At 67.2% G+C, this 26,267-nt stretch carries 24 protein-coding genes and 1 pseudogene; 17 read left to right on the top strand and 8 right to left on the bottom strand.

The window, feature by feature from the left end:
- Positions 1-56 precede the first annotated feature (56 nt).
- Positions 57-962 carry a MazG family protein gene (locus tag BPODLACK_RS09040; RefSeq protein WP_159405132.1) on the top strand — a complete coding sequence of 302 codons (906 nt, stop codon included), beginning with the start codon at positions 57-59 and terminating at the stop codon, positions 960-962.
- A gap of 8 nt (positions 963-970) precedes the next feature.
- Here the strand turns inward: BPODLACK_RS09040 and efeB are convergent, their stop codons facing one another.
- From efeB to efeU, 3 genes are read right to left on the bottom strand one after another with little or no spacing between them, the layout of a single operon-like run.
- On the bottom strand, positions 971-2,296 hold the full coding sequence (efeB, locus tag BPODLACK_RS09035) for an iron uptake transporter deferrochelatase/peroxidase subunit (RefSeq protein WP_159405131.1): 1,326 nt from the start codon (positions 2,294-2,296) through the stop codon (positions 971-973).
- Complete coding sequence (efeO, locus tag BPODLACK_RS09030) at positions 2,293-3,501, bottom strand: iron uptake system protein EfeO (protein ID WP_159405130.1); 1,209 nt, start codon at positions 3,499-3,501, stop codon at positions 2,293-2,295. Before efeO ends, efeB begins: the two co-directional genes overlap by 4 nt.
- Positions 3,498-4,472 (bottom strand): iron uptake transporter permease EfeU, encoded by a 975-nt coding sequence (gene efeU / locus BPODLACK_RS09025; RefSeq protein WP_201450606.1) that lies wholly within the window; start codon positions 4,470-4,472, stop codon positions 3,498-3,500. The genes efeO and efeU overlap by 4 nt, the downstream gene beginning before the upstream one ends.
- A gap of 233 nt (positions 4,473-4,705) precedes the next feature.
- Between efeU and BPODLACK_RS09020 the strand changes: the two genes are divergently transcribed.
- The 11 genes from BPODLACK_RS09020 to BPODLACK_RS23290 all read left to right on the top strand — a co-directional run bounded on the left by BPODLACK_RS09020 (position 4,706) and on the right by BPODLACK_RS23290 (position 15,598).
- Positions 4,706-6,106, top strand: coding sequence for a sulfatase family protein (locus BPODLACK_RS09020; RefSeq protein ID WP_159405128.1), 1,401 nt, complete (start codon positions 4,706-4,708; stop codon positions 6,104-6,106).
- Between the two features lie 119 nt (positions 6,107-6,225).
- Positions 6,226-7,035, top strand: a complete 810-nt coding sequence (gene stf0, locus BPODLACK_RS09015; RefSeq protein ID WP_159405127.1) for a trehalose 2-sulfotransferase — start codon at positions 6,226-6,228, stop codon at positions 7,033-7,035.
- A complete protein-coding gene (gene cysD, locus BPODLACK_RS09010) occupies positions 7,032-7,979 on the top strand; it encodes a sulfate adenylyltransferase subunit CysD (RefSeq protein ID WP_159405126.1) in 948 nt (315 codons plus the stop codon). Before stf0 ends, cysD begins: the two co-directional genes overlap by 4 nt.
- Positions 7,979-9,913 carry an adenylyl-sulfate kinase gene (gene cysC, locus BPODLACK_RS09005; RefSeq protein ID WP_159405125.1) on the top strand — a complete coding sequence of 645 codons (1,935 nt, stop codon included), beginning with the start codon at positions 7,979-7,981 and terminating at the stop codon, positions 9,911-9,913. Before cysD ends, cysC begins: the two co-directional genes overlap by 1 nt.
- A gap of 89 nt (positions 9,914-10,002) precedes the next feature.
- Positions 10,003-10,842, top strand: a complete 840-nt coding sequence (locus BPODLACK_RS09000; RefSeq protein ID WP_268895959.1) for a formylglycine-generating enzyme family protein — start codon at positions 10,003-10,005, stop codon at positions 10,840-10,842.
- A gap of 166 nt (positions 10,843-11,008) precedes the next feature.
- On the top strand, positions 11,009-11,779 hold the full coding sequence (locus BPODLACK_RS08995; RefSeq protein ID WP_159405123.1) for a lytic transglycosylase domain-containing protein: 771 nt from the start codon (positions 11,009-11,011) through the stop codon (positions 11,777-11,779).
- 147 nt (positions 11,780-11,926) lie between these two features.
- Complete coding sequence (eno, locus tag BPODLACK_RS08990) at positions 11,927-13,210, top strand: phosphopyruvate hydratase (protein WP_159405122.1); 1,284 nt, start codon at positions 11,927-11,929, stop codon at positions 13,208-13,210.
- A 12-nt stretch (positions 13,211-13,222) separates the two neighbouring features.
- Entirely contained in the window at positions 13,223-13,915 is a 693-nt protein-coding gene (locus BPODLACK_RS08985) for a septum formation initiator family protein (RefSeq protein WP_159405121.1), read from the top strand.
- A gap of 11 nt (positions 13,916-13,926) precedes the next feature.
- A complete protein-coding gene (locus tag BPODLACK_RS08980; RefSeq protein WP_159405120.1) occupies positions 13,927-14,457 on the top strand; it encodes a DUF501 domain-containing protein in 531 nt (176 codons plus the stop codon).
- The gene (locus BPODLACK_RS08975; protein WP_159405119.1) at positions 14,454-15,401 is read left to right on the top strand and encodes a Ppx/GppA phosphatase family protein; all 948 of its coding nucleotides are present in this window, start codon (positions 14,454-14,456) and stop codon (positions 15,399-15,401) included. Before BPODLACK_RS08980 ends, BPODLACK_RS08975 begins: the two co-directional genes overlap by 4 nt.
- A 26-nt stretch (positions 15,402-15,427) precedes the next feature.
- Positions 15,428-15,598, top strand: a complete 171-nt coding sequence (locus tag BPODLACK_RS23290) for a hypothetical protein (protein WP_182156268.1) — start codon at positions 15,428-15,430, stop codon at positions 15,596-15,598.
- A gap of 118 nt (positions 15,599-15,716) precedes the next feature.
- Here BPODLACK_RS23290 and BPODLACK_RS08970 read toward each other — a convergent pair whose 3' ends face one another.
- The 4 genes from BPODLACK_RS08970 to BPODLACK_RS08955 form a co-directional block, all read right to left on the bottom strand.
- Entirely contained in the window at positions 15,717-16,214 is a 498-nt protein-coding gene (locus BPODLACK_RS08970) for a DUF4395 domain-containing protein (protein WP_159405118.1), read from the bottom strand.
- Positions 16,215-16,319: 105 nt separating this feature from the next.
- The gene (locus BPODLACK_RS08965) at positions 16,320-16,820 is read right to left on the bottom strand and encodes a hypothetical protein (protein WP_159405117.1); all 501 of its coding nucleotides are present in this window, start codon (positions 16,818-16,820) and stop codon (positions 16,320-16,322) included.
- 127 nt (positions 16,821-16,947) lie between these two features.
- On the bottom strand, positions 16,948-18,168 hold the full coding sequence (locus tag BPODLACK_RS08960; RefSeq protein ID WP_159405116.1) for a fatty acid desaturase family protein: 1,221 nt from the start codon (positions 18,166-18,168) through the stop codon (positions 16,948-16,950).
- Positions 18,169-18,234: 66 nt separating this feature from the next.
- On the bottom strand, positions 18,235-19,359 hold the full coding sequence (locus BPODLACK_RS08955) for a ferredoxin reductase (RefSeq protein WP_159405115.1): 1,125 nt from the start codon (positions 19,357-19,359) through the stop codon (positions 18,235-18,237).
- 158 nt (positions 19,360-19,517) lie between these two features.
- Here BPODLACK_RS08955 and BPODLACK_RS08950 point away from each other — a divergent pair, with 158 nt between their 5' ends.
- From BPODLACK_RS08950 to BPODLACK_RS08935, 4 genes and pseudogenes are all read left to right on the top strand, one after another.
- Positions 19,518-20,177 (top strand): TetR family transcriptional regulator, encoded by a 660-nt coding sequence (locus tag BPODLACK_RS08950; protein ID WP_159405114.1) that lies wholly within the window; start codon positions 19,518-19,520, stop codon positions 20,175-20,177.
- 265 nt (positions 20,178-20,442) lie between these two features.
- Positions 20,443-21,621 (top strand): LLM class flavin-dependent oxidoreductase, encoded by a 1,179-nt coding sequence (locus BPODLACK_RS08945; RefSeq protein WP_024497797.1) that lies wholly within the window; start codon positions 20,443-20,445, stop codon positions 21,619-21,621.
- Between the two features lie 45 nt (positions 21,622-21,666).
- A pseudogene (gene sfnG, locus BPODLACK_RS08940) lies at positions 21,667-22,778 on the top strand (dimethylsulfone monooxygenase SfnG).
- Positions 22,775-24,019 carry an SfnB family sulfur acquisition oxidoreductase gene (locus tag BPODLACK_RS08935; protein ID WP_006434343.1) on the top strand — a complete coding sequence of 415 codons (1,245 nt, stop codon included), beginning with the start codon at positions 22,775-22,777 and terminating at the stop codon, positions 24,017-24,019. Before sfnG ends, BPODLACK_RS08935 begins: the two are co-directional and overlap by 4 nt.
- 9 nt (positions 24,020-24,028) lie before the next feature.
- Here the strand turns inward: BPODLACK_RS08935 and BPODLACK_RS08930 are convergent, their stop codons facing one another.
- Positions 24,029-25,228: a TerD family protein gene (locus BPODLACK_RS08930; RefSeq protein ID WP_024497794.1), complete on the bottom strand. Its 1,200-nt coding sequence runs from the start codon at positions 25,226-25,228 to the stop codon at positions 24,029-24,031.
- Positions 25,229-25,321: 93 nt separating this feature from the next.
- On the opposite strand from BPODLACK_RS08930, the gene BPODLACK_RS08925 reads away from it, so the two are divergent.
- The coding region (locus tag BPODLACK_RS08925) for a serine/threonine-protein kinase (protein ID WP_236577644.1) at positions 25,322-26,267 on the top strand (946 nt) is incomplete at its 3' end.

The following is a 26,267-nucleotide window of genomic DNA, read 5'->3' as shown; positions in this document are numbered from 1 at the left end:
GAAGTCGGGGGATAGGTTGACTGTAAACAGGGGGGTCGAGAAAGGGCGTACGACGAATGACGGTGGTGCTGCTGGACCCGGCACGGCCCGACCTGATCCCCATCCGGGCGCGCGCCTGGCTCACGGGTCCGGTCAAGGTCACCGAGGACGTGCCCGCCGTCCTCCTCTGGGAATTCGACCACGTCGAACCGGTTTTCGACGAGGTGCTCGGTGAGACCCCCATCGACTCCGTGCTGGTGAGCACCGACGCCGATCACCCGCTCGTCCGCGCCCGCGCCGCCCGCGGTGAGCAGGTCATCGCCGCGGCGAAGGTGTCGGGAATGGCGCTGCTCGACTCGGTCGCCCTGATGGACACGTTGCGCCGCAACGGACCGTGGGAGAGCACCCAGACGCATCACTCACTGCGGCGCTACCTGCTCGAGGAGGTCTACGAGCTGCTCGACGCCATCGAGACCGGCGACCAGATCGAGCTGAAGGAAGAACTCGGTGACCTGTTGCTGCAGGTGCTCTTCCATGCGCGCATCGCCGCCGACGACCCGGAGTCGCCGTTCGACATCGACGACGTCGCACTCAGTTTCACCTCCAAGGTCATGGGGCGCACCCCCGGCGTGCTGTCGGGGGCCCACACCGACCTTGAGACCCAGATCCGGGAATGGGAGGAACGCAAGGCCGCCGAGAAGAAGCGCGGTTCCGTCCTCGACGGGGTCGCCACCACACAACCGTCGCTCGCTCTGCTGCAGAAGATCCTCGAACGTCTCACCGCCGCGTCGTATCCGGTGGAGACGATCCCCGCCGAGACCTGGACGGTCACCGTCATCGCAGGCGACGACAGCGCAGAGGCGCAGGCCCGGGACAAGGCTCGGGCACTGATGGCGTCGGTGTACGCCGCCGAGGCACGGGCCCGGGAGCAGGGTGTCGTACTCGATTCACGCGAGGCGTGGGAGAGCGTGCTCGCGGGCTGAGCAGGACCTCACTCGAAAAGTCGCTGCCCCCACCACTCGCCGGGCTCGAGGCCCGGTGGGATGGCGAAGGTCGACGAGCCGTTGGGGATCAGGTACTCGGTCATCGCGTCCTGACGGGACAGGATCTGCTGCATGGGGACGAACTGTTTGCCGGTGTCGCGGTTGAAGGCGATGAAGAACAGGCCGGCGTCGAGGTGACCGAATCCGTCGGAGCCGTCGGTGAAGTTGTAGCCGCGGCGAAGAATCCGCACGCCACCGAGGTTGTCCGGATGCGCCAGCCGCACATGGGAGTTCCGCGCGATGACCGGTGTGCCCCCGGAGGTGATCGCGAAGTCGGGGTCGTCGAACTCGCCGGACTTGCCCAGCGGTGCACCGGACCGTTTGGTGCGGCCGATGATCTGCTCCTGCTCGAAGAGGTTGGCGCGGTCCCACGGTTCGATGTCCATGCGGATGCGGCGGGCGACGAGGTAGGTGCCGCCGGTCATCCACTGCGCCGCCGGTGGATTGTCCTCGGGACCCACCCACACCCAGCGGTCGAGGAGGTCGGTGTCCTCGGCGCGCAGGTTCGCCGTTCCGTCCTTGAATCCGAACAGGTTTCGAGGTGTGTCCTGGGACTGCGTCGTCGACGACGTCCGGCCGAACCCGAGCTGCGACCAGCGGACCGACATGACGCCCACGGCCATCCGCGCCAGGTTGCGGATCGCGTGGACCGCGACCTGCGGATCGTCGGCGCAGGCCTGCACGCAGATGTCGCCGTACGACCGTGCGGGTTCGATCTTCTCGGCCGCGAACATCGGCAGGTCGACGAGCGCCGGCGGTCGACGGTCGGCGAGCCCGAACCGATCGGGACGGTCGGGAGCCGACGCGCTGGGACCGAAGAGTCCGGGTCCGAACCCGATCGTGAGGGTCAGGTGAGAGGCGCTCAGTCCCAACGCTTCTCCGGTGTCTTCCGGTGGCGTGTACTCGCCGAGTCCGGTGGCGCCGTCGGCGACGGTCTCTTCACCACGGGTCATGCGTTCGGCGGCCTCGGTCCAGCGGCGCAGCACGGACACGAGTTCGTCCCGGTTGTCGGTGACCACGTCGAAACTCGCGAAATGCAGACGATCCTGGGCGGCGGTGATGATGCCGGCCTGGCGCGGACCCCGGAACTCGACCACGTGATCGGCTGACGGTGCCGGGGTGGTGGCGCGCCCGACGGCCACCCCGCCCGCGGCGACGAGCAACCCGGCGCCGGTCCCGCCGAGGATCGCACGACGCGACAGACCGCGCCGTGTCGTGCGCCTCACGGGTTCGGTGGTCTGTGCGTCGTCGGGGCGGGGAGCCGGATCATTCATTGCTGCAACACGATTCCTGGTACCTGGGACAGGGTGGCCGACAGTGCGTCGATCTGATTCGACAGTTCCTTGCGCTGCTCCGGGGTGACCTCGGTGTACGACACGTAGCCGTCACCGTCGCGGTAGGAGTTGACCGAGGCGCGCACCGTCGCGAACTGAGCGGTGATCTTGTCCATCAGCGCCGGGTTCTTGGCGGCGATGATCGGCTGCAGCGTCGCGATCGCGGTTTCCGAACCGTCGAGGTTGCCCGCGAAGTCCCAGAGATCGGTGTGGGAGTAGCGGTCCTCCTCGCCGTCGACCTTGGTGGCGGCGACCTCGTCGATCAGCGCCTGCGGGCCCTTCACGAACGAAAGTGTCTCGAACTCGAAGTCGGGTTTGCTGACCTCGTCGCGAAGCTTGGTGACGTTGGCGAGCAGACCGTCGGCGATCCCGGCGATGGCCTGCGGGTTGTCGGTCTCCTTGGCGTTCGCGGCATCCGACGGGGTGATCTGCCCGGGCGCATCGCCGATCTCGGCCGGCTGCGGCGGCCACAGGAAGCGTTCGATGCGATGGAATCCGGTGAACGGCTGGGAGCCGTCTTCGGTGTCGTCCCACCGCATGTCGACGGCGGGATCGAGGTCGGGGAAGGACTCGGCGACCGGCTCGATCCGTTCGTACGGCGTGCGGACGAGGCCGAATTGCGCTCGCGCGGCGTCGAGATCGCCCTTCCTGATGTTGTCGACGAACGTCGTCGTCTGGGCGTGCAGTGTGTTCAGCTGATTGCGGACGTATTCGAGGTACTGCGCCTTGGCGGCCGTCACGTCGGCCGGGGCGCCGGATTTCTCCTTCCGTTCACCGCCGACCTCGAGCTCGGCACGGATGCCGGTGCCGACCATGCCTGGCTTGCAGGCGACGGTGTAGGTGCCGGGTTCGACGATCTCGACGGTCAGGCTCCCCGAGAGTCCGGGGCCGATGTTCTCGACCTCGCCGAGCACGCGGTTGTTGTTTCCGAAGACGTAGAACTCGGTGACCTTGTTGCCCGAGTTGGTGACCGTGAAGTCGACGTTCCCGGTCGTGGCCTGGGTGGAAGCCAGCTCGCAGGCGTCGGCGGTGGAGGTCACCGCGATCGCGCCCTCGGCGCTGCTCTTCTCGGTACAGCCGGTCAGCAAGATGGGGGTGAGCACCACCGCGGCCGCAGATGCGGCCACCACGGTTCTACGGTTCACTGAGGATTCCTTTCGGGGGTGGGCCCCGCAGGTGCGGGGCTCTCGTCGGGGGTTCGGGTCCTCTGGGCGACGGCCCGCCGACCGGCTCGCTGGCGGCCGAAGAAGATCGCGGTCACCACGACCACGTAGACGATCCAGACGAGCACCTGCAGCACCGTCGGATCCGGCCGCACGTTGAAGATGCCGCCCAGGACGGTCCCGTACCACGAGGAGGCGTCGTAGGTGCCGGAGACGTCGAACGCGATGTTGCCGAGACCGGGTAGCCAGCCCACGGTCTGCAGCGCGCGGATTCCGTAGGTGAGGATTCCGGCGGCGACGACGATCAGGAACAGACCTGTGTAGGTGAAGAACACCGAGAGGTTCATCCGGATGGCGCCGCGGTAGATCAGCACCGTCAGCACGACGGCGGCGAGGATTCCGACCACGAGTCCGAGCAGGGGCCACAACCCGCCGGACACACTCTCGGCATAGCCGACCATCAGCAGCGCGGTCTCGAAACCCTCACGTCCGACGGCCAGGAACGCCAGACCCAGCACCGACGCGCCGCCGGCGAGGAGCGCCTTCGACATCCCACTCTTGAGGTCGGCGGAGATGTGGGACGAGGCCTCGCTCATCCACAGCACCATGAACGTCACGATTCCGACCGCCACCAACGATGCGACGCCGGCGATGGTCTCGGCGGCGAGCGGCGTCATCGTCGACGTGCCGAAGTGGATGACGAGGAACACCACGAGGGTCATCGCGATCGCCGCACCCACGCCCGCCCAGATCCACTTCAGGGCGTCCCGGCGGTCGGTCTTGACGACGAACGCGACCAGGACCATGACCACGATGCCGGTCTCGAGACCCTCGCGGAGACCGATGAGGGCGCTGCCGAACATCTGGGTGTAGATCGAAGGGCCCCCGCCGGCAGCGAGGAAAGACGTGCCGCTGGAGGCAAATGCCGATATGTAATCCACTCGGTGGTCCATCTCCTCGGCGCCCTGCGGCACCGATTTGTTCTGTAAGGCTAGCCATAGAGAGAGTAGACCCCGGGTGGGATGCCGCGTAGGGCACATGGCCCTACGAGTGGCTCGCCTCATCGTCCGTGTCCGAATTCGGCGCACGGTGATTTCAATTCTTAGGTCACTGCCGTGTGCGGTATGTCGAGATCGCGGGGCGGTGTGGCGACCGTGCGGCCGACTACCTGCGTCATCATGGGGGCATGGCACGCGAGAACGTCATCTTGATCCACTGGCACGACCTGGGACGCCACCTGACGTGTTACGGAGCGGACGGTGTCGAGTCGCCGTCCCTCGATCAGCTGGCCGCCGACGGCATCCGCTTCGCCGACGCACACTCCACCGCGCCGTTGTGCTCGCCGGCCCGCGGTTCGCTGTTCACCGGACGCTACCCCCATAGCAACGGGCTCGTCGGGCTCGCGCACCACGGGTTCGAGTACCGCGCGGACGTGCGGACACTGCCATCGCTGCTCGCCGACGCGGGCTATCGGTCGGCGCTGTTCGGGATGCAGCACGAGAGCGCGGATCCCCAGCGGCTCGGCTTCGACTCGGTCGACGTCTCGGACTCGCGATGCGATTACGTCGTCGAGCAATCCCAGCACTGGCTCCGACGACGCCACGCCGATGAGGATCGGCCATTCTTCCTGACCGCCGGCTTCTTCGAGACCCATCGGCCGTATCCGGCAGACGAGTACAAGCCGTCCGACACCGGCGGCATCGCCGTCCCGGGGTTCCTGCCCGACACCGATGACGTCCGCGACGACCTCGCGGGTCTGCACGGTTCCATCACCAAGGCCGACGCCGCCGTCGGGCGCCTGCTCGACACCGTCGCCGAGCTGGGACTGGATTCCACGACATGGATCGTGTTCATCACCGACCACGGGCTGGCGTTCCCGCGCGCGAAGTCGACGCTGTACGCCGAGGGCACCGGCGTCGCGCTCATCATGCGGCCGCCGACGGAGCGGCAGATCGAGCCGCAGGTCTACGACGACCTGTTCTCGGGTGTCGACCTGACCCCGACCCTGCTGGACCTGCTCGGAGTCGAGATCCCCGAGGACGTGGACGGCGACTCCCATGCAGCGGCGCTCACCGAATCGCCTGTCGAGATGCCTCGCCGGGACCCGGCCGCCGCCGTGCGGACCGAGGTCTTCACCGAGAAGACCTATCACGACGCCTTCGACCCGATCCGCGCCGTGCGCACCAAGGAGTACAGCTACATCGAGAACTTCGCCGCCCGCCCGGCACTCCTGCTTCCGCTCGACATCGCCGACAGCCTGTCGGCGCGATCACTCGATTCCGAAGCGATTCAACAGGACCGGCCGCGGATCGAGCTCTATGACCTGCGTTCCGATCCGTATGAGCGCAACAATGTCGCCGACGATCCGTCCTATGCCGGGCTGCGTGCGACGCTGTCCGCGTGGCGGGCCGAGACCGGTGACGACCTTCCCGACGAGGCCACCGGTACCGCCATCGCCCGACGGTTCATGGAAGCCTTCCATGCCAAGGCGGCGAAGGTGGAGCCCCGGGAGGAGGCACTGCCCTCCCGTCGTCCACAAGGCTCGCGTCGCGAATTGGCCGGGGAGATCACCTCGGGGGACCGCTGAACCCACGGCCGGGCGGGCGCCGGACATTCACGACAGGTGCCCGGTGTCAAGAGTTTTCGCCTCGCTGCGCCTAAAAACCCAGGTTGCGACGTGTTTTCGGATCTATAGACTCATCGTTCATGTCAGGAACGCCCGCTGCGGTGTCGTCGAACTATCTGGTGTGCGCGAGTCAGCGCAGCGGTAGCACTCTGCTCGTCGAGTCGCTGTCGGCGACCGGCGTCGCGGGAACGCCCGAAGAGTTCTTCCAGTACTTCGCCTCGTCGTCGCAGTCGCCGCAACCACGTGAATGGTTCGCCGGTGTCACCGACCCGACGATCCTCGGACTCCTCGCCCCGATCGATCCCGGCACGGTCGACACCCGCGACGCCGAGACCTGGCGCGCCGATGTCCTCGAGGCCGGCCGTAGCGACAACGGCGTGTGGGGCGGGAAGCTCATGTGGAACCAGACGCCACTGCTGGTCGCGCGCAGCCGGGTGGGTTCGGGATCGTTGCGGACTGCGATTCGATGGATATTCGACGGCGCCGACCCGCTGTACGTCCATGTGTATCGCGATGACGTGGTGCCGCAGGCGGTTTCGATGTGGCGTGCGGTGCAGACCCGGGTGTGGCGCAACGACGGCTCCGACGGAGACGGTGACGACGGCGCGGTGTATCACGCGGAGGGGATCGCGCATCTCGCGGGCATCCTCCGCGAGCAGGAACGTCAGTGGCGCAACTGGTTTGCCGAGGAGGGCATCGAACCCCTCGACATCGAGTTCCGCGACCTCGTGAACGATCCCACCAAAGCCGCCGCGCGGGTGCTCGAGAGAATCGGTCAGGATCCTGGCCTGGCACCGCCGCCACCGCTGAAACCACAGTCCAACTCGCGCTCCAAGGAATGGGCCCAGCGATACCGAGAAGACGCCGAACGGAACGGATACCCGCTGTGACGACAGCCGAGAAGACGACCGACGACATCGATCACGTCACCGCGATCAGGGTCCTGGAGGCCGAGTCGGTGCACATCATCCGGGAGGTGGTGGCCGAACTCGAACGACCGGTGCTGCTGTTCTCCGGTGGCAAGGACTCGATCGTGCTGCTCCGCCTCGCGGAGAAGGCGTTTCGTCCGGCGCCCCTGCCCTTTCCGATCATGCACGTCGACACCGGCCACAACTTCGGTGAGGTCATCGAGTTCCGCGACCGCCGCGTCGCACCCAGCGCCGACAACCCCGACGGCATCGAGCTGATCGTCGCCTCGGTGCAGGAGTCCATCGACTCCGGCCGCGTCGCCGAGTCCACGGACCCGTCGGGATCGCGTAACCGACTGCAGACCCGTACGCTCCTCGATGCACTCGAGAAGGGCGGCTTCGACGCAGCTTTCGGCGGTGCCCGACGTGACGAGGAACGTGCCCGGGCCAAGGAGCGCATCTTCAGCTTTCGCGACGAGTTCGGCCAGTGGGACCCGCGCGCGCAGCGGCCCGAGCCATGGTCGCTGTACAACGGGCGCATCCGACGTGGTGAGTCCGTCCGCGTGTTCCCGCTGTCGAACTGGACCGAGACCGATATCTGGCGCTACATCGAACTCGAGAACCTCGAACTGCCGTCGATCTACTTCGCCGGTGAGCGTGAGGTCTTCGAACGGGACGGGATCCTGCTGTCGGTCTCGGAGTTCTCGCAGCCCCGGGATGGGGAAGAGGTGACCACCGAATGGGTGCGCTACCGCACGGTCGGGGATCTGACGATCACCGGTGCGGTCCGCTCGACGGCGACCACGATCGCCGAGATCATCGCCGAGATCAGCGAGGCGACGGTCTCCGAACGCGGTGAGACCCGCGCCGACGACCGCACGTCGAGTGCCGCCATGGAAGACCGCAAGCGCGAAGGGTACTTCTGATGACCATCACCTATCCGCAGACAGCCGACACCGGCGATCGAATCTCCACCGCGACAAGGCAGTTCCTCCGCATCGCGACCGCAGGCAGCGTCGACGACGGCAAGTCCACGTTGATCGGCCGCATCCTGTACGACACCGGGAGTCTGCCCACCGACCACCTCGAAGCGGTCACCGACGGTGACGGCGACGTCGACCTCGCGGCGCTCTCCGACGGTCTGCGCGCCGAGCGCGAGCAGGGCATCACGATCGACGTCGCCTACCGGTTCTTCTCAACGCCCACACGCAGTTACGTCCTGGCCGACACCCCCGGACACGAGCGCTACACCCGCAACATGTTCACCGGGGCGTCGAACGCCCACGTGGCAGTGCTGCTGGTCGACGCCCGGCACGGCCTGCTTCGGCAGACCCGACGCCATGCGCGCATCGCGACCCTCGTCGGTGTCCCTCACGTGGTCGCGGCGGTCAACAAGATCGACCTGGTCGACTTCTCGCAAAGCCGGTTCGACGAGATCCGCGCCGACCTCGCCGAACTTGCGGTACAACTCGGCATCGACGAGATCATCGCCGTGCCGGTCGCCGCCAAGCACGGCGACAATGTGGTGCACCGCTCGACGAACACCCCGTGGTACGACGGTCCGACGCTCCTCGAGTACCTCGAGAACGTCAAATTGCATGCGCCCGCACCGGTGACCGAGGAACTGCGCCTGCCGATCCAGTGGGTGTCGCGGCCGAGTGAATCCCACCGGCGTACCTACACCGGACGACTGGCGTCGGGGACGCTACAGGTGGGTGACGAGATCGTCGTGTTGCCCTCGGGCAGCCGGTCCACGGTCACCGCACTCGACACTCTCGACGAGACGAGAAAGGTTGCGGTGGCACCGCTCTCGGTGGCCATCCAGATCGCCGACGACATCGACATCGGACGCGGCGACATCGTGGTCAGCGGAGCCGAGGGTGCGCACGATCCGGTGCTCGCCCGCGAGATCGACGCCCACGTGTGCTGGCTGTCGACGTCGCCGCTGCGTGCGGGTGATCGCGTCGCGCTCAAACACGGGCCGTCGACGGTGCGTGCCACCGTCCAGTCGCTGGAACGTCGCCTCGACCCCGACACCCTGATCGAGCATGTGGGCCCGAGTGAGTTGATACTCAACGACATCGGGACGATCACGCTCCGGACGTCGTCGGTGGTCCCGGCGGACCCGTACGAGGCGAACCGCGACACCGGCGCCTTCATCCTCATCGACGAGGCGTCCAACGACACCGTCGGCGCGGGCACGATCCTCGAACCGCGGGAGGTCGTTCCCGGCAAGGCGACTCGCAACGACATCAAGTGGCATCCGAGTTCGCTGGCACGCGCCGAACGCTGGGCGCACACCGGTCAGCGCGGAGCGACGGTATGGCTCACCGGGTTACCCGCGTCGGGCAAGTCGACCGTGGCGGTGGCGCTCGAACGTGCCATCGTCAGCCGCGGCCGGGTCGCCTACCTGCTCGACGGCGACAACATCCGTCACGGCATCTCCGACGACCTCGGGTTCTCGGCCGGCGACCGCGCGGAGAACATCCGCCGCGTCGGTCATGTCGCGCGACTCTTCGCCGATGCAGGGGTCATCTCGATCGCGTCGATGGTGTCGCCGTTGCGGTCGGATCGGGAGATCGCGCGGGAACTCCACCGCGCCGCGGACCTGGAGTTCATCGAGGTGCACATCTCGACCCCGGTCAGCGAATGCGAACGTCGCGACCCCAAGGGGTTGTACGAACGGGCACGTCGGGGGGAATTGCGCGGCCTGACCGGCATCGACGCACCCTACGAGAGCCCGGCGAACCCGGATCTGCGGTTCGACACCACCGGCGCCGACATCGACCGGCTGGCCTCCCTGGTCCTCGGTGCGCTGATGGATCGAGGGATCATCGCGGACGGCATCATGGGGAGGTGAATTGCTGCCACCCACCCGCGCCCGAACCCGCGGGAACTCGTTCGGACGAGAGATGCCGTCCGTCGGCGGGGGAGCGGGGCCGGCACGGGGTGGCGACGGTCGATGTTCCCGCCGGGCGATTCATGATGGGCGACGCGCACGACGAGGGCTATCGCACCGACGGTGAGGTCCCGGTCCACGGCGTCGAGCTCGGCGCGTTCTCGGTGGATGTCACGTCGGTGACCAACGCCGCCTTCGCCGCTTTCGTCGACGCGACCGGATACGCCACCGACGCCGAGCGCACCGGCTTCTCGGCGGTCTTTCGCAGCTACGCCACCGAGCCCGGCGAGGCGGTCGCCGAAACCCCATGGTGGCTGGCCATACCCGGTGCGTCGTGGCGGCATCCCGGGGGACCGGGCAGCGACCTGACCGGCAAGGACACCCATCCCGTCGTGCACGTGAGCCACGACGACTCGCTCGCCTACTGTGAGTGGTCGGGTCGGAGGTTGCCCACCGAGGCACAGTGGGAGTACGCCGCACGCGGCGGCCTGGACGGTGGGCGGTATCCCTGGGGTGACGCTCATCCGAGTCCGGAAAACCTGCGCTGCAACATCTTCCGCGGCGCTTTCCCTGACCGTCCGGTGGGGCACGTCGGCACCGTCGACGTGCGGAGCTTCGAACCCAACGGTTACGGCCTCTTCCAGTGCGTGGGCAACGTCTGGGAGTGGTGCGCCGACCGGTTCAGCGCCCGGTACTATCGGACCTCCGAAGCCATCGACCCGATCGGGCCGGCTCGGGGCACCCTGCGCGTCCTGCGCGGCGGCAGCCATCTCTGCCACGACTCGTACTGCAACCGATATCGCGTCGCCGCACGGTCGTCGAACACCCCGAAATCGACGGCGAGCAACATCGGGTTCCGCACGGTGGGCGACGCCGTGCCGGCATCCTGACGGATCGTCGGGAACCGAACCCGGCCGTCAACAGTTGTTGGGAGTGACCGGTCGCTGTGTGTTGTCGCTGTGTGTTGCGGAGGAGAGCATGCGGCGACATGTGCGATCGTGGTCGCTCGGGCGGGCATCGGCTCGCTCCAGACCTGAGACAGGAGTGGAACGGGGAATGGGTGTGGTGGGTCGGGGGCGGAATCGTCGCTCGTGGAGGAGTGGGCTCGTGGCGGGTGTCGTGGCGATCGCATCGTCGGTGCTGCTCTCCGCGTGCATCGACCTCCCGTCGCTGAACAGGCCGGACATTCCCGAGGGCATCCCGCCCGGCGCCGGGGTGCCGCAGCCCTACATCGACATCAACGCACCCGGCCGGACCGCCGACAAGATGCGCGAGTGGGCCGAGCCCATCTCGAAGTCGACCGGCATCCCGGTCGTGTCCCTGCAGGCCTACGGCAACGCCGCCGAGATCCAGCGCCAGCAGCACCCCGAATGCGGCCTCGCGTGGACGACCCTCGCCGGAATCGCAGGTGTCGAGAGCAAACACGGGCACTACCGTGGTTCCGATGTCGCCGCCAACGGCGACGTCAGCCCGCCGATCCGTGGGGTCAAGCTCGACGGCACCAAGGGCAATATGGAGATCCGTGACTCCGACGGCGGCGGTCTCGACGGCGACTCCACCCACGATCGCGCCATGGGGCCGTTCCAGTTCATCCCCGAGACGTGGAAGCGCTACGGCGTGGACGCCAGCGGGGACGGTGTTCCGGACCCGGACAACATCGACGACGCGGCCCTCTCCGCGGCCCGCTACCTGTGCGTCTCGTCGGGCAACGACATGACCGTCGCCGAAGGGTGGGAGAAGGCCATCCGCCGATACAACAACTCGATGGCATACGTCCTCGACGTACGCGATCACGCCAACGCCTACTCCATCAATGTTCGATTCTGACTCTGTGACGCCCGGCTGGTAACCGGGATCCGGACGGTTGCTGCCGTGGCCCGAGACCTTGTCTCGTGCACCGTGGGGGCAGCCACTACTCTTTGACCTACCGACCGGCATCACAGCCGGCACGTCCACCGAGATCGGAGTTCAGTCGTGGCAATCATCGAGCAGGTAGGTGCGCGCGAGATTCTCGATTCGCGGGGAAACCCGACGGTCGAGGTCGAGGTCGTCCTGGACGACGGCACCTTCACCCGCGCCGCCGTTCCCTCGGGCGCATCCACCGGGGAACACGAGGCCGTCGAGCTCCGTGACGGTGGCGAGCGGTACCTGGGCAAGGGTGTCACCAAGGCCGTCGAGGGCGTCCTCGGCGAGCTGGCCCCCGCGGTGATCGGCATCGAGGCCGAGGAACAGCGTCTCGTCGACCAGGCACTGCTGGATTGCGACGGAACCCCGGACAAGAGCCGCATCGGCGCCAACGCTCTGCTCGGCGTGTCACTCGCGGTCGCCAAGGGCGCCGCCGAGTCGGCCGGTCTGCCCCTGTTCCGTTACATCGGCGGCCCCAACGCCCACATCCTGCCGGTCCCGATGATGAACATCATCAACGGCGGTGAGCACGCCGACAACGGCATCGACTTCCAGGAGTTCATGATCGCCCCGGTCGGCGCTCCCACCTTCAAGGAAGCCCTCCGCTGCGGCGCCGAGGTCTACCACGCGCTCAAGTCGGTGCTGAACAAGCAGGGCCTGAACACCGCGCTCGGTGACGAGGGCGGCTTCGCCCCCGACCTGCCGAACACCGAGGCCGCGATCGCCGTGATCGGTGAGGCCGTCGGCAAGGCCGGCTACAACTTCGGTCGCGACGTCGTCATCGCGCTCGACGCCGCGTCGACCGAGTTCTACTCGAACGGCGCCTACAAGCTCGAGGGCAAGGAGTTCGGTGCCGACGACATGGTGGCGTTCTACGAGAAGCTCATCTCCGACTACCCGATCGTGTCGATCGAGGACGGTCTGTCCGAGGACGACTGGGCCGGCTGGGCCAAGCTGACCGAGTCGATCGGCGACAAGGTGCAGCTGGTCGGTGACGACCTGTTCGTCACCAACCCCGAGCGCCTCGAAGAGGGCATCTCGAAGGGCATCGCCAACGCGCTGCTGGTCAAGGTCAACCAGATCGGCACGCTGACCGAGACCCTCGACGCGGTCGCTCTCGCGCACAACAACGGCTACAAGTCGATGATGAGCCACCGATCGGGCGAGACCGAGGACACCACCATCGCCGACCTGGCCGTCGCCTGCAGTTGCGGCCAGATCAAGACCGGCGCGCCCGCTCGTTCCGAGCGCGTCGCCAAGTACAACCAGCTGCTGCGCATCGAAGAGGGTCTCGGCGATGCGGCACGCTACGCGGGCGACCTCGCCTTCCCGCGTTTCTCGTTTGGTTCGTGATTAGCTGTCTTCATGGCTTCTGATCGACGTCACCGCGGTGACGGGCGTCAGCGTGCGCGGGACCGGAAGGTCGACCCGCGTGTACGCGACGCCCGTCGCACGCGACGACACGATCGGTCCGGCCGGCCGGCCCGACCTGTGTCACCGGTCTCGGTCGTCGAGACCGGTGAGCAGGAGCTGATCAGCGACGACGCGGCGGCCGAGAGCCAGGACAGCGCCGCCGACACCCCGGCCCCGTCCGGGGAGCGAGTCACCACACGACCCCGCCCGACCGCATCCCGCGGGCGGATGCGGTCCGGACTGGGTGCTCGACTCCGCCGGCTCGAGATGACCCCGGCGACGGTCGCAACGCTCGTCATCACCGTCGTCGTGGTCTGCGTGGTGGCCCTCACGCTGGCCATGCCGCTGCGCACCTACTTCAGTCAGCGTTCGGAGTTCCGGCAGCTCACCGCGTCGAACGAACAGCTGCGGCGCGAGGTCGCCGACTACCAGCAGAAGGTCAACGAGCAGAACGACCCCGCTTACATCGAGGCCCAGGCGCGGACGCGTCTGCAATTCGTCAAACCAGGAGAGATTCCGCTCGTGATGTTGTTCCCCGCCGACGAGGCCCGCCGCGAGGCCGCCGAACGAGCCGAGGAGCGCGCGCGTGCGCCCTGGTACGGCAACCTCTGGGACACCCTGTCGACTCCGCCCGCCGCGCAGTGAGGTCAGAGACCGTGAGCGTGTCCGAAGACGACCTCGCCACCGTCGCAGCCCAGCTGGGGCGTGAACCGCGCGGGGTCATCGAGATCAGCTATCGCACTCCCGACGGTCAGCCGGCGGTGGTCAAGACCGCGCCGCGGCTGCCCGACGGCACCCCGTTCCCGACGCTGTACTACCTGACCGATCCGCGGCTGACCGCCGAGGCGAGCCGACAGGAATCGGCCGGGGTCATGAAGGGAATGACGGCGCGGTTGTCGTCGGACCCGGAACTCGCGGCCGCATACCGTCGCGCGCACGAGGACTACCTGGCCGAACGCGACGCCATCGAATCGCTCGGCACCGACTTCACCGGCGGCGGGATGCCGGATCGGGTGAAGTGCCTGCACGTGCTGATCGCGCACTCGTTGGCCAAGGGGCCGGGACTCAACCCATTCGGCGACGAAGCGGTCGCCCTCGCGGCCGCCAACGGGTTGCGCGGCAGCGCGATTCCCGCCGACTGGCCGGAGACCTTGCCGCCGACGGATCCCTCTGGAGACGACGCGTGACGATCGTCGGTGCCGTCGACTGCGGTACCAACTCGATCCGTCTGCTCATCGCTCGGCCGGGGGAGGACGGTCGCCTCGTCGACCTGCATCGCGAAATGCGGATCGTGCGACTCGGTTACGGCGTGGACGCCACGGGACAGTTCGCGCCGGAATCGATCGAACGTACCCGCATCGCGCTCGCCGACTACGTCACGACGATGGAATCGCTGGGCGTCGAGAAGGTCCGGATGGTCGCGACGTCGGCGACCCGCGACGCGTCGAACCGCGACGAGTTCTTCGCGATGACCGCGGATCTGCTGGGCTGTGTGTCCGACGGCGCGATCGCCGAGGTCATCTCGGGTGACGAGGAGGCCCGGCTGTCGTTCCGCGGTGCCGTCGGCGAATTGGACCCCGCCAGTGGACCTTTCGTGGTCACCGATCTCGGCGGAGGGTCGACCGAGGTGGTACTCGGTGACGCCGACGGTGTCCACGCCGCATATTCCGCGGACATCGGGTGTGTGCGCCTGACCGAACGGACCCTGCCGTCGGACCAGCCGACCGTCGACGAGATCGCCGCGGCCCAGGCGTTCGCCGCAGAGCGGTTGGCGGAGGCCTTTGCGCGGGTGCCGGTGGAGTCGGCCCGCACGTGGGTCGGCGTTGCCGGGACGATGACGACGCTCGCCGCGCTCGGCGCCGGACTCACCGAGTACGACTCCGAGAAGATCCACCTCTCGCGCATCTCGCTGCCCGACCTGGACCGCGTGTGCTGGGACCTCATCGGCATGACGCGCGCCGATCGTGCCGCGCTGGGGCCGATGCACCCCGGTCGCGTCGACGTCATCGGCGGGGGATCGCTGGTCACGCTGGAGTTGGCCCGGGTGCTGTCCGAACGCGCGGGTATCGCCGAACTCGTCGTCAGCGAACACGACATCCTCGACGGGATCGCGCTGGGCATTCTGGACTGAGCGGCCGGCCCGATAAGATGTGACGCATGGCATACAACCTGCATTGCCCCTGTGGCGAGTCCATCACCGCACTCGAGGACGACTTCGTCCCCAAGGTCCAGGCCCATCTGGCGGCCGAACATCCCGGCCGGGACTACAGCGAGACCGAGATCATGATGATGGCGATGACCGTGCCCGACCGCGCGGTGAAGGACTAACCCTTCGAGACGCCCTCCGCAAGCTCCGGGCTCCTCAGGGAGCGGATACCCACCCGTTTTCGGCAGAATCACCACCCCGCGGGGTGGTGATTCTGCCGAAAAGAGGTGGGTTTGCGTGTCAGACGGCTGCGGGGTTCCGCAGCGAGATGTTGTTGCACGCCTCGCAGACCGACTCGGGGATGATGCCCGCACGCTGCAGGAAACCGAAGATGGTGCAACCGAGGCAGAATCCGAAGACCGATTCGAGTGTCGCGGCGGCGATCAGGATGCCGGTGGCGAGTTGTGCGGCCAGGCCGAAACCGAACAGGCTGAGCACGAACGCGACGCCGCTGACCACCAGGCCGATGGCCTGGGCGAAACGCTTCGGCGGACCCGGGACGAGCTTCTCCTTGCGGACGATCTTCGGGACGATGAACTTCACCGAGAGCTGACCGAACGGGGAGAGCGTCGGACCCGACACCACGCGCAGCGCGAAGCCGAGGGCCAGTACGCCGTAGACGATCGGTTCGTTGACCGCGACCGCGATGATCGCGAGGACGACAACCAGGCCGGCGGTGGTCCGGGCCGCGTAGTCGTTCACGGGGTTGGGAAAGGTGAGAACCTCACGCACCGACATCGACAGAACCTCCATGAACTAGGAAAACCAGGACCAAGTTACGGGTGAGCCCGCGCTTTGGCAAAGGTTGTATTCACCCAGATCGCAACAGAGGTGAGTTCTGTCTCACAAATGATCGGTGTCAGGTGCGATGCGGGGTTCCTCGGCCGCGATCTCCCGCGGGTCGGCTACGTCGGGTTCGTCCTGATCCGTGACGCCGCCGTCGTTGGCGAGTTCGGCCTCACGGGAGATCTCGCCCTCCTGGTCGATTCCGGTCTGCTCGCCGACGTCGATGCGGTCGGGGGCCTCGTCCATGTCCACTCCTGTCACTTTGCGTGCTTGCTCGGATTCGGAGAACGGCGCCGGCATGTCGGCGTCTTTGATCGCCTCCGCGTAGGCGAACTCGGCGTCGATGATCTCCCAATCGCCGCCTCGGGCCCGCTCGTCGGCCTTTGCCCTGCGTGCGGCCTCACGCATCTCGAACCCGTCGGTGACGATCTCCCCGATCTCGCGGGTGACACCGGCTACGGCGCCGGTGATGATCGTCGCGATCCGGCCGACATGCGTGGCCGTCGACTCGATCAGTTCCTGGAACAGGTCCTTGTTGCGTTCGATGCCGTCGACCATCTCTAACCCCCTGGGTTCTGAAGGGTATGTGTCCCCGCGTGTGAGTGTTCGCGCACGGCCGTACGTGCGGCTGGTCCCGAGGGTACCCCCGGGACCAGCCGATCAAACGACTCCTAAAATGCGCTGGTCAGGCAGCGGAAACGGGCTTCTCGCGCTCGACGATGACGGTCAGATCGTCGTCGTCGCGGGTCATCCAGTTGGGCAGCGACAGCTTTGCGATCTTCTTCCAGGTCGACGCCAGCTGGTGACTGAGCGAGCCGGTGTTGTACGGCAATCCGTAGCGCTCGCAGATCTCTTGGACCTCGGCGGACATCGTCGGGTAGCGGCTCGCCGGGATGTCCGGGAACAGGTGGTGTTCGATCTGGTGGGACAGGTTGCCGCTCATGATGTGGAACAGGGGGCTGCCGGTGATGTTGGCCGAGCCGAGCATCTGCCGCAGGTACCACTGGCCGCGGGTCTCGTTCTGGCATTCCTCCGAGGTGAAAGTCTGTGCCCCGGTGGGGAAGTGGCCGCAGAAGATGATCGAGTACGTCCAGACGTTGCGCACCAGGTTGGCGGCGGCGTTGCCGACGAGCGTCGGAACGAACAGCGGGCCGGTCAGCGCCGGGAAGACGACGTAGTCCTTGAGGACCTGCCGGCCTGCCTTGCGCCACATGCCTTTCACCAGGCCCTTGATGTCACTCCACTTGCGCTTGCCCTGGATCACGTTCTCCGCCTCCAGGTCATGGAGCATGACGCCCCACTCGAAGAGGAGCATGAGGGCGGTCGCATAGCCGAGGTTGCCCAGGTAGTAGGGATTCCACTTCTGGTCACGCGCCATCCGCAGGATGCCGTAACCGATGTCGCGGTCCTCGCCGATGATGTTGGTGAACGTGTGGTGCAGGTAGTTGTGGCTGTGCTTCCACTGGTCGGCCGGACACACGGTGTCCCACTCGAATTCGCGGGAGTTGTAGGTGTCCTCACGCATCCAGTCGTACTGGCCGTGCATGACGTTGTGGCCGATCTCCATGTTGTCGAGGATCTTCGACACCGAGAGTGCGCCGACGGCGGCGACCCACGCCGGAGGGAAGAACCCGAGGTACATCAGTGCGCGACCACCGATCTCGAATCCTCGCTGGGCACGGATGACGGAGTACAGGTAGTCGCGGTCCTTCTGGCCGAGATCGGCGACGATGCGGGAGCGCAGTTCGTCGAGGTCGCGTCCCAGGGCCTCGACCTGCTCATAGGACAGGACCACGGTGTTGGGGTCTGCGGGTGTGTTGTTGTCCGAGGGCTTCTCGGCGGCGCGCAGGGCCGGCAGGTTCTTGGTGGGCGCCTCAGGGGCGGCCTTTTCGATGTCGATGGTCATGGTGTGCCTCCTGCTTGGTAGGAGCGGGATGGGTGGTGGTCAGCGGGATCGGGTGATCGCCGACCGTCAGAGTTCGATGTCGACGGAGCCGACCGGGGCGTTGATGCACAGTTGGATCTGTGTGTCGGACTCGGTGTCGGTCTCGCCGGTTAGCACGTTGCGGGTGCACCCTGACTTCTTGACGGCGGTGCACGAGAAGCAGATCCCCATGCGGCAACCGGACTCCGGGGTGAGCCCGGCGGCCTCGGCCTGGTCGAGGATCGGGCGACCGTCGTTGGTCGCCGTGGTGCCCGACCGGGAGAACGTGAGTTCGCCCTCGACCGAATCCGGGTCGACGGCTGTCGTCGGGGTCAGAGTGAACGCCTCGCTGTGCAGTGGCTGCGAGATGCCGAGCGCGCCATGTACCTCGGCGACGGCATCCATCAGGGCCCGCGGTCCGCAGACGAAGACGTCGGCGTCGACCACACCGGGGACGTCGTCGAGGTGCGCGGCGGTGAAGTGACCGTCGCGATCGTCACGGGTGTGGTGTACCCGCAGGTCGACGTTGGGATGTGCGGAGGCCAGCGCGAGGAGTTCGTCGCGGTAGGCGACCTCCGAGGCCGTGCGAGCGTAATGCACGAAAGTGATCGGTCCGGCGTACCCTCGGGCCACCAGAGTCCTGAACATTGAGAGCACAGGTGTAACGCCGCTGCCGCCGCTGATGAAGACGGCCGAGGTGGGGTCGGTCTCCGGCAATACGAAATCGCCGTCGGCCTGGGACAGTCCGACGACGTCACCCGGACGGGCGTGTGCGACCAGATGCTTGGAGACGAGGCCGTCGTCGTTGGCGGTGATGGTGAGTTCGATGTCGCCGTCGGGGCCGGTGGCGGCGTTTGCCGGAGAGAAGCACCTGGTGTGCCGAACACCGTCGATGACGACGCTGAGCTGCACGAACTGTCCGGCGCGGTGTCCTCGCCACTGGCGGGTCGGACCGATGGTGAGACGCACCGTGCGGGGGGTCGGTTGCTCGGCCCGGACGATCTCGCCGCGCAGGTCGCGCCAGGTGAGCATGGGGTCGAGCAGTTCGAGATAGCGGTCGACCGGATGCGGGGACAGTGCCGCCTCGACGATCGATCCGACCAGGCGGTTCCAGCGGCCGGGGCTGCCGGCGGCGGTGCCCCGGGACGGGGTCTGGGGTGTGCGGATGCTCATGAAAGGGCTCCGTTCGCATGATTCGGTGTACATGTGTACACAAACGAGTGTGACATGTGGCCGCCCGGGAGCGTCAAGCGGAAATCCATGTGATGGCCGTCACTGTCGATGGGAGGTCGCGGTCCGGGCGGCACGCGCGGGCGAATACACTCGACTCTGTGACACGCACGCGGAGTTCGAACCAGCGCGATGCGCAGACGCGTGCGGACAAGAAGAACCAGACGCGCCAGGCGCTCCTCGACACGACGAGGTCCCTGGTCGGTGAGCGCAGCTTCGGCAGCATCAGCCTGCGCGAGGTCGCCCGCGGTGCGGGGATCGTGCCCACGGCGTTCTACCGGCACTTCGCCTCGATGGAGGACCTCGGGGTCACCGTCGTCGAGGATTCGATGCGGGTTCTGCGTCGCGCACTCCGGGAGGGTCGGCGCGATCTCGCGGCTCGCGAGGCGATGCCGACCGCGAAGAACTCCCTCGACATCCTGTTGCGTCACGTTCGCGAGAACGAGTCGCAGTTCCGTTTCCTCATCCGCGAGCAGCACGGCGGCATCGCGGAGATCCGCCGCGCCATCGACACCGAGCTCCGCCTCTTCTCCAAAGAGCTGACCATCGACCTCGCCCGGATTCCGGACCTCGCGCCCTGGCAACCCGAGGACCTCGAGATCGCCGCCGAACTCATCGTCACGATCATGCTGACCGCGGTCGCCGATCTGCTCGACGGCGAGTATCGCGGACGCGGCGTCGAGAAGGAGATCGTCGAGCGCACCGAACGCCAGTTGGTGATGGTCTTCCTCGGCATGGGGCAGTGGCGTCCGTCTGAATAGGGCGTCCCTCTGATTAGGGCGTGACCGGCTCGGTGACGCGCATGCGACCGTCGTCCTGCCCGTGACCTGCGTGAACGCAGTCGTTACCGAACTCTGCGGACCGTTGTCCACTTGGCGTCACAGAGATTTCAACTGTGGCCGGGTGTCTCGCCGGTGTTCGACACTGTGGCCGACATGTGTGTCGCAGCGCGGGTCCTTCGGTCTGCGCTGCCGATCGCACCTGCCGCTCCACCCCTTCTGCTCCACGACGAAAGGTGCCTCCGCGGTGTCTCTGCATTTCCACTGGTTCCTGCCCACCTACGGTGACTCCCGCAACCTGATCGCGGGCGGGCACGGCAGCCAGATGAACGGGGACCGGCCGGCCGACCTTCGATACCTCAAGCAGCTCGCGGCCGCGGCCGAAATCAACGGCTTCGAAGCGGTACTGACCCCGGCGGGACTGTGGTGTGAGGACGCGTGGCTGACCACTGCGGCACTCATCGACGCGACGGAGAGCCTGAAGTTCCTGATCGCCTTCCGTCCCGGACTCATCTCCCCGCTGCTCGCCGCCCAGATGTCGGCGACCTTCCAGTGGCATTCCGAAGGCCGTCTCCTGATCAACGTCGTCACCGGTGGCGAGTCCAGTGAGCAGCGCGCCTTCGGCGATTTCCTGGCCAAGAACGCGCGCTATGAGCGCTGCGCGGAGTACCTGGAGATCATCCGCCGCCTGTGGACCGACGAGGAGCCCGTCGACTTCGTCGGCAAGCACCTGCGTGTCGAGAACGCGCTGCTCGGCCGTCGCCCGACCCCGACCCCGCCGGTCTTCTTCGGCGGCTCATCGCCGGCCGCGGGTGACGTGGCAGCCAGATATGCCGACACCTACCTGACCTGGGGCGAGCGGCCGGAAGCCGTCTCCGAGAAGATCGCTTGGATCAACGGACTCGCCGCTGCGCAGGGCCGGACGCTCGATCACGGCATCCGCTTCCACGTCATCGCCCGGGAGACCTCCGAGCAGGCCTGGGCCGAGGCGGAACGCCTTCTCGACAATCTCGATCCCGCTCAGGTCGCCGCCGCTCAGCGGAACCTCGCGCAGTCGGAGTCGGAAGGTCAGCGTCGTATGTCCGAACTGCATGGTCGCGGAGCAGCTTTCGAGGGTTCGACCGACCCGCGCTCGCTACAGATCCACCCGGGCGTCTGGTCCGGCGTCGGCCTGGTGCGCGGCGGTGCCGGCACCGCGCTCGTCGGTTCCTACGACGAGGTCGCGGAGCTGATCGGCGAGTACGCGGCCCTCGGACTCGACCACTTCATCCTGTCCGGATACCCGCACCTCGAGGAGGCCTACCACTTCGGTGAAGGCGTCCGACCCGCGCTGGCTCGACGCGGTCTGCTCGACGCGGCCGACGCCCGTCCGAGCGAAGAGGTCCGTACCGCGTTCCTGCCGCGCCTGCAGGCCGCATCGTCCTGATCGATCCACGTTCCACCCTGAGAATCCACCTGCGGAGGTAACACCATGTCCACCGAATCCATCGCGGACCAGATCAAGTTCGCCTACTGGGTGCCGAACGTCAGTGGCGGCCTGGTCACCAGCACCATCGAACAGCGCACGAGCTGGGACTATGACTACAACATCAAGCTCGCCAGACCGCGGAGAACAACGGCTTCGAGTACGCCCTCTCGCAGGTACGTTACGAGGCCAGCTACGGCGCCGAATACCAGCACGAGTCGACCAGTTTCAGCCTCGCCCTGCTGCTCGCGACGCAGCGGCTGAAGGTGATCGCCGCCGTGCATCCGGGCCTGTGGCATCCGGCGGTCCTCGCCAAGCTCGGCGCCACCGCCGACCACCTGTCCAAGGGCCGTTTCGCGATCAACGTGGTCAGCGGCTGGTTCAAGGACGAGTTCACCCACCTCGGTGAGCCGTGGCTCGAACACGACGAGCGCTATCGCCGCAGCGGCGAGTTCCTCGAGGTCATCCGCAAGATCTGGACCGAGGACAACGTCGACTACCGCGGGGACTTCTACCGAATCCACGACTTCACGCTGAAGTCGAAACCGCTCAACACCCCCGAGCGTCCGAACCCGGAGCTCTTCCAGGGCGGCAACTCCACCGCGGCCCGCAGCAACGGCGGCCGCTTCGCGGACTGGTACTTCTCCAACGGCAAGGACTTCGACGGCGTCACCGAGCAGCTCGACGACCTGCGCGCCGTCGCGCAGTCCCACAACCGTTCGGTGAAGTTCGGCCTCAACGGCTTCATCATCGCCCGCGACACCGAGAAGGAAGCCCGCGACACCCTGCGCGAGATCGTCGAGAAGGCGAATCGTCCTGCGGTGGAAGGTTTCCGGGATGCCGTACAGCAGGCCGGCAACTCGACCGGTGACAAGAAGGGCATGTGGGCGGACTCGAAGTTCGAGGACCTCGTCCAGTACAACGACGGCTTCAAGACGCAGCTGATCGGTACCCCGGAGCAGATCGCGGAGCGCATCGTCGCCTACAAGCGTCTCGGCGTCGACCTCATTCTCGGCGGCTTCCTGCATTTCCAGGAGGAGATCGAGTACTTCGGCGAGAAGGTGCTCCCGCTCGTGCGCGAACTCGAGGCATCGCTGACCCCCGCAGCAGTTCTGTGACGGCTGTAGGTCAGGCCCGACCCGAATCGGCGAGCCGGATCCAATCGACGGCCGAAGCTCTTTCCGTCGCACGGGAACTCGCTGCGACGTTCGCGGCCGGTGCAGTCGAGCGCGATCGCGACCGCCGCCTGCCGTTCGCCGAGATCGATCGGCTGTCGGCGTCGGGTCTTCTCGCGTTGACGGTGCCCGCACGGTTCGGTGGGCTCGACGTGTCGCCGAGTGTGCTGGCCGAGGTCGTCTCGATACTTGCCGCCGCCGATCCCAGCATTGCGCAGATCCCGCACAGTCATTTCGTCTACCTCAACCTGGTGCGCCTCTCCGCGGGAGATACGTTGGCCGAGCGCATCTTCACCGATGTCCTGGCCGGTGGCCGGGTGGCCAACGCGCAGTCGGAGCGGGGCGGCAAGACCATCGCGGACATCTCGACCCGTCTGACCCCGATCGACGGCGACGGTGGGCGGTACGTCCTCGAGGGTGAGAAGTTCTACTGCACGGGTTCGCTGTTCGCGCACACGCTCGCCGTCCTGGCGAAGCTCGATGTGGCGGCCGGCGACCTCGCACCGGGCGAATATGTGGCCTTCATCCCCGCGGATGCGCCCGGTGTGGAGATCATCGACGACTGGGATGCCGTGGGACAGCGGACGACCGGTTCGGGAACCGTCCGATTCTCGGGTGTCGGAGTGACCGCGGCCGACCTCGTGGCGCGCGCGTCGGCGACGTCGGCACCCACCGCGTACGGCGCGTACGCGCAGTTGCTCCACGTCGCGATCGATGTGGGCATCGCTCGGGGTGCGCTGACCGCGGCGGTCGAGTTCGTGCGGACCAAGGCCCGTCCGTGGTTCGAGGCGGGTGTCGACCGGGCGGTCGACGATCCGTTGGTGGTCCAGCGTTTCGGTGAACTAGAGGTCGACGTCGCGACTGCCGAGGCGATGCTCGTCGCCTCGGGTCGCAAGGTCGACGAGGCCGTCGACGGCTCGGCAGGCGCGCCGCGTGAACTCGTCGCCGAGGCGTCGATCGCGGTGGCGCGTGCCAAGGCCGTGGCCGACCGGGTCGCGACGCCGGTCGCGTCGGCGCTTTTCGAGGTGAGCGGAACCCGCAGTGCCGCGGCCGGGACGGGGCTCGATCGCTACTGGCGTGACGCCCGGACGCACACTCTGCACGATCCGGTCCGGTGGAAGTACCAGCACATCGGGCGCTGGCTGCTCCGTGGGGAGGATCCGCCGCTGCACGGCGTGATCTGATCTGCTCTTCTACAGGTATTTGCCCACGTGTGAGAGCGCCTTCTTCGGTGTCTTGGCGTCGAATCCCTCGCCGATCGCCCGTAGCTTCCATTCATCGCCGTCGCGGCTGATGACCGCCATCGCGACGGCGGTGAACGGCATGCCGCCCTTGAGGGTGTAGCGGGCGAGTTCGGCTGACGTCGTCTCGTCGACGAGACGGCAGTAGGCGTTCTCGATCTTCTCGAAGGTGTGGCCGCGGTAGGACGTGACGATGAACATCAGTGCGTCGATACGGGCCGGAACCGACTGCAGCGCAACGCGGATGACCTCGTCGTCGCCCTCGCCCTCGCCGGTCAGGTTGTCGCCCGAGTGCAGGACCGAACGGTCCTTGCTGTTGAGGTGGCCGTAGTACACGGTCTCGACGCACTGGCCGCCGGAGAACATCAGCACCGACGCGTCGAGGTCGATCGACCCGCCGCGGCTGAATCCTCCGCGTACCGGGTCCCAGCCGAGGCCCATGCGGATGTTGGTGAGCTTGACGCCACCCTCCTTGCGCAGCGTGACCTTCTGGCCCTTGGTGAGGCTGACCGGACGGTCCTTGCTCAGGCTGATCTCCGGTGCCCGAGGTGGAGCGGGTGGCGGCGTGGGAGCAGGCGGGGGAGTCGGCGCAGGTGGGGGAGCGGCGGGCGGCGAATAGGTCGGCGTGGTCTGCACGGGTGCGGGAGTCGGCTCCTCGTCGACGCTGACACCGTGGTCGCGGACGAGATCGGCGAACCCGCCGGCATATCCCTGCCCGACGGCGCGCACCTTCCAGTCGAGGTTGCGCCGGTAGACCTCGAGGGCGATGACGACGGATTCCGACGTGAGGCCGGTGACGGTGAAGTCGTAGAGTTCGCGCCCGCCGCCATCGGTCACCCGTGCGATCGGCGGCGCGAACCGGCCGAACGTGGAGCTCGTGTCGTCGAGCGTGATGACGGCACGGACGGCGTCGATGTCCGCGGGGATCTCGTTGGTCGAGATGTGCAGTCGCGCCGGACCGTTGGGCGCCTGCTGCAACGAAACACCCGGACCGGTGGGCTGGTTGTAGAAGACGAAGTCGTTGTCGCTGCGCACGACGCCGCGGTCGGTCACCAGCAGTGCCGACACGTCGGTGGCGGTCGCGAGTTCGACGGAGACGACGATCTGGGAGGTCGACAGCGGGCCGTTCTGGCCTTTGGTCAGCGAGGGCATGGTGCTCAGCGTAGTCATCGGTCGCCGTCGGCGTCCGAATGCGATCGTCCGGGCGACAGAGAAGTGTCAGTCGGTCGGCTTATGCTGCTCGGTATGTCAGGAAGCCGGGTCGGCACGCAGTTCGGGCCCTATCGTCTCGACGCGCTGTTGGGGCGGGGCGGCATGGGAGAGGTCTACCGGGCATACGACACCGCCAAGGACCGTACCGTCGCGCTGAAGCTGCTCAACCCAGGTCGCGCGGAGAACACCATGTACCAGGAGCGATTCCGCCGGGAGTCGCACGCCGCGGCGCGACTGGGTGAGCCACACGTCATCCCGATCCACGACTGGGGCGAGATCGACGGCGTGCTCTTCATCGACATGCGCCTCGTCGCCGGCGAAGACCTGCGGGCCCTGCTCAGCCGCGAGACGCGGCTCGAGCTGGCACGGGCGGTCTCGATCGTCGAGCAGGTGGCCGCGGCACTCGATGCCGCCCACACCGAGGGGCTGATGCACCGGGACATCAAGCCGGAGAACGTCCTCGTCGATGCCAACGACTTCGCCTACCTCGTCGATTTCGGTATCGCCTACGGCGCCGACGACACGCACCTCACGCAGACGGGTACCGCCGTCGGTTCGATCGCGTACATGGCGCCCGAGCTGTTCGACGCGGCGTCGCCCGGTCCGGCGAGCGACATCTACAGCCTCGCGTGCGTGCTGTTCGAGTGCCTCACCGGCCAGGTGCCGCATCCCGCGAAGACCGTGAGCGCCGCTATCAAGGCAGCGGTCCTGTCGCCCGCGCCGGCGCCGAGCTCGGTCAACGCCGACGTCCCGGGGGCGATGGATGCTGTCCTCCGGACAGGTCTCGCCGCCGAACCGTCCGAACGCTACGGATCGGCGCGAGAGCTGGCTCGTGCTGCCCGCGCGGCGTTGTCCGACGACCCGGACGCCGGCCCCGCAGCAGACTCGGCGACGAGCATCATCAAGGCGCCGTACACCGTCATCGCCCCGGTCGAACCGGCGTACGAGCCGACCCAGATCCGCCAGACGACCGGCCCCG

Origin of the sequence: Gordonia sp. YY1 (assembly GCF_009872315.1) — a bacterium.
Classification (GTDB): domain Bacteria; phylum Actinomycetota; class Actinomycetes; order Mycobacteriales; family Mycobacteriaceae; genus Gordonia; species Gordonia amicalis.
Note: the sequence above shows the minus strand (reverse complement) of the source record. Positions and strands in the feature narration are given on the sequence as shown.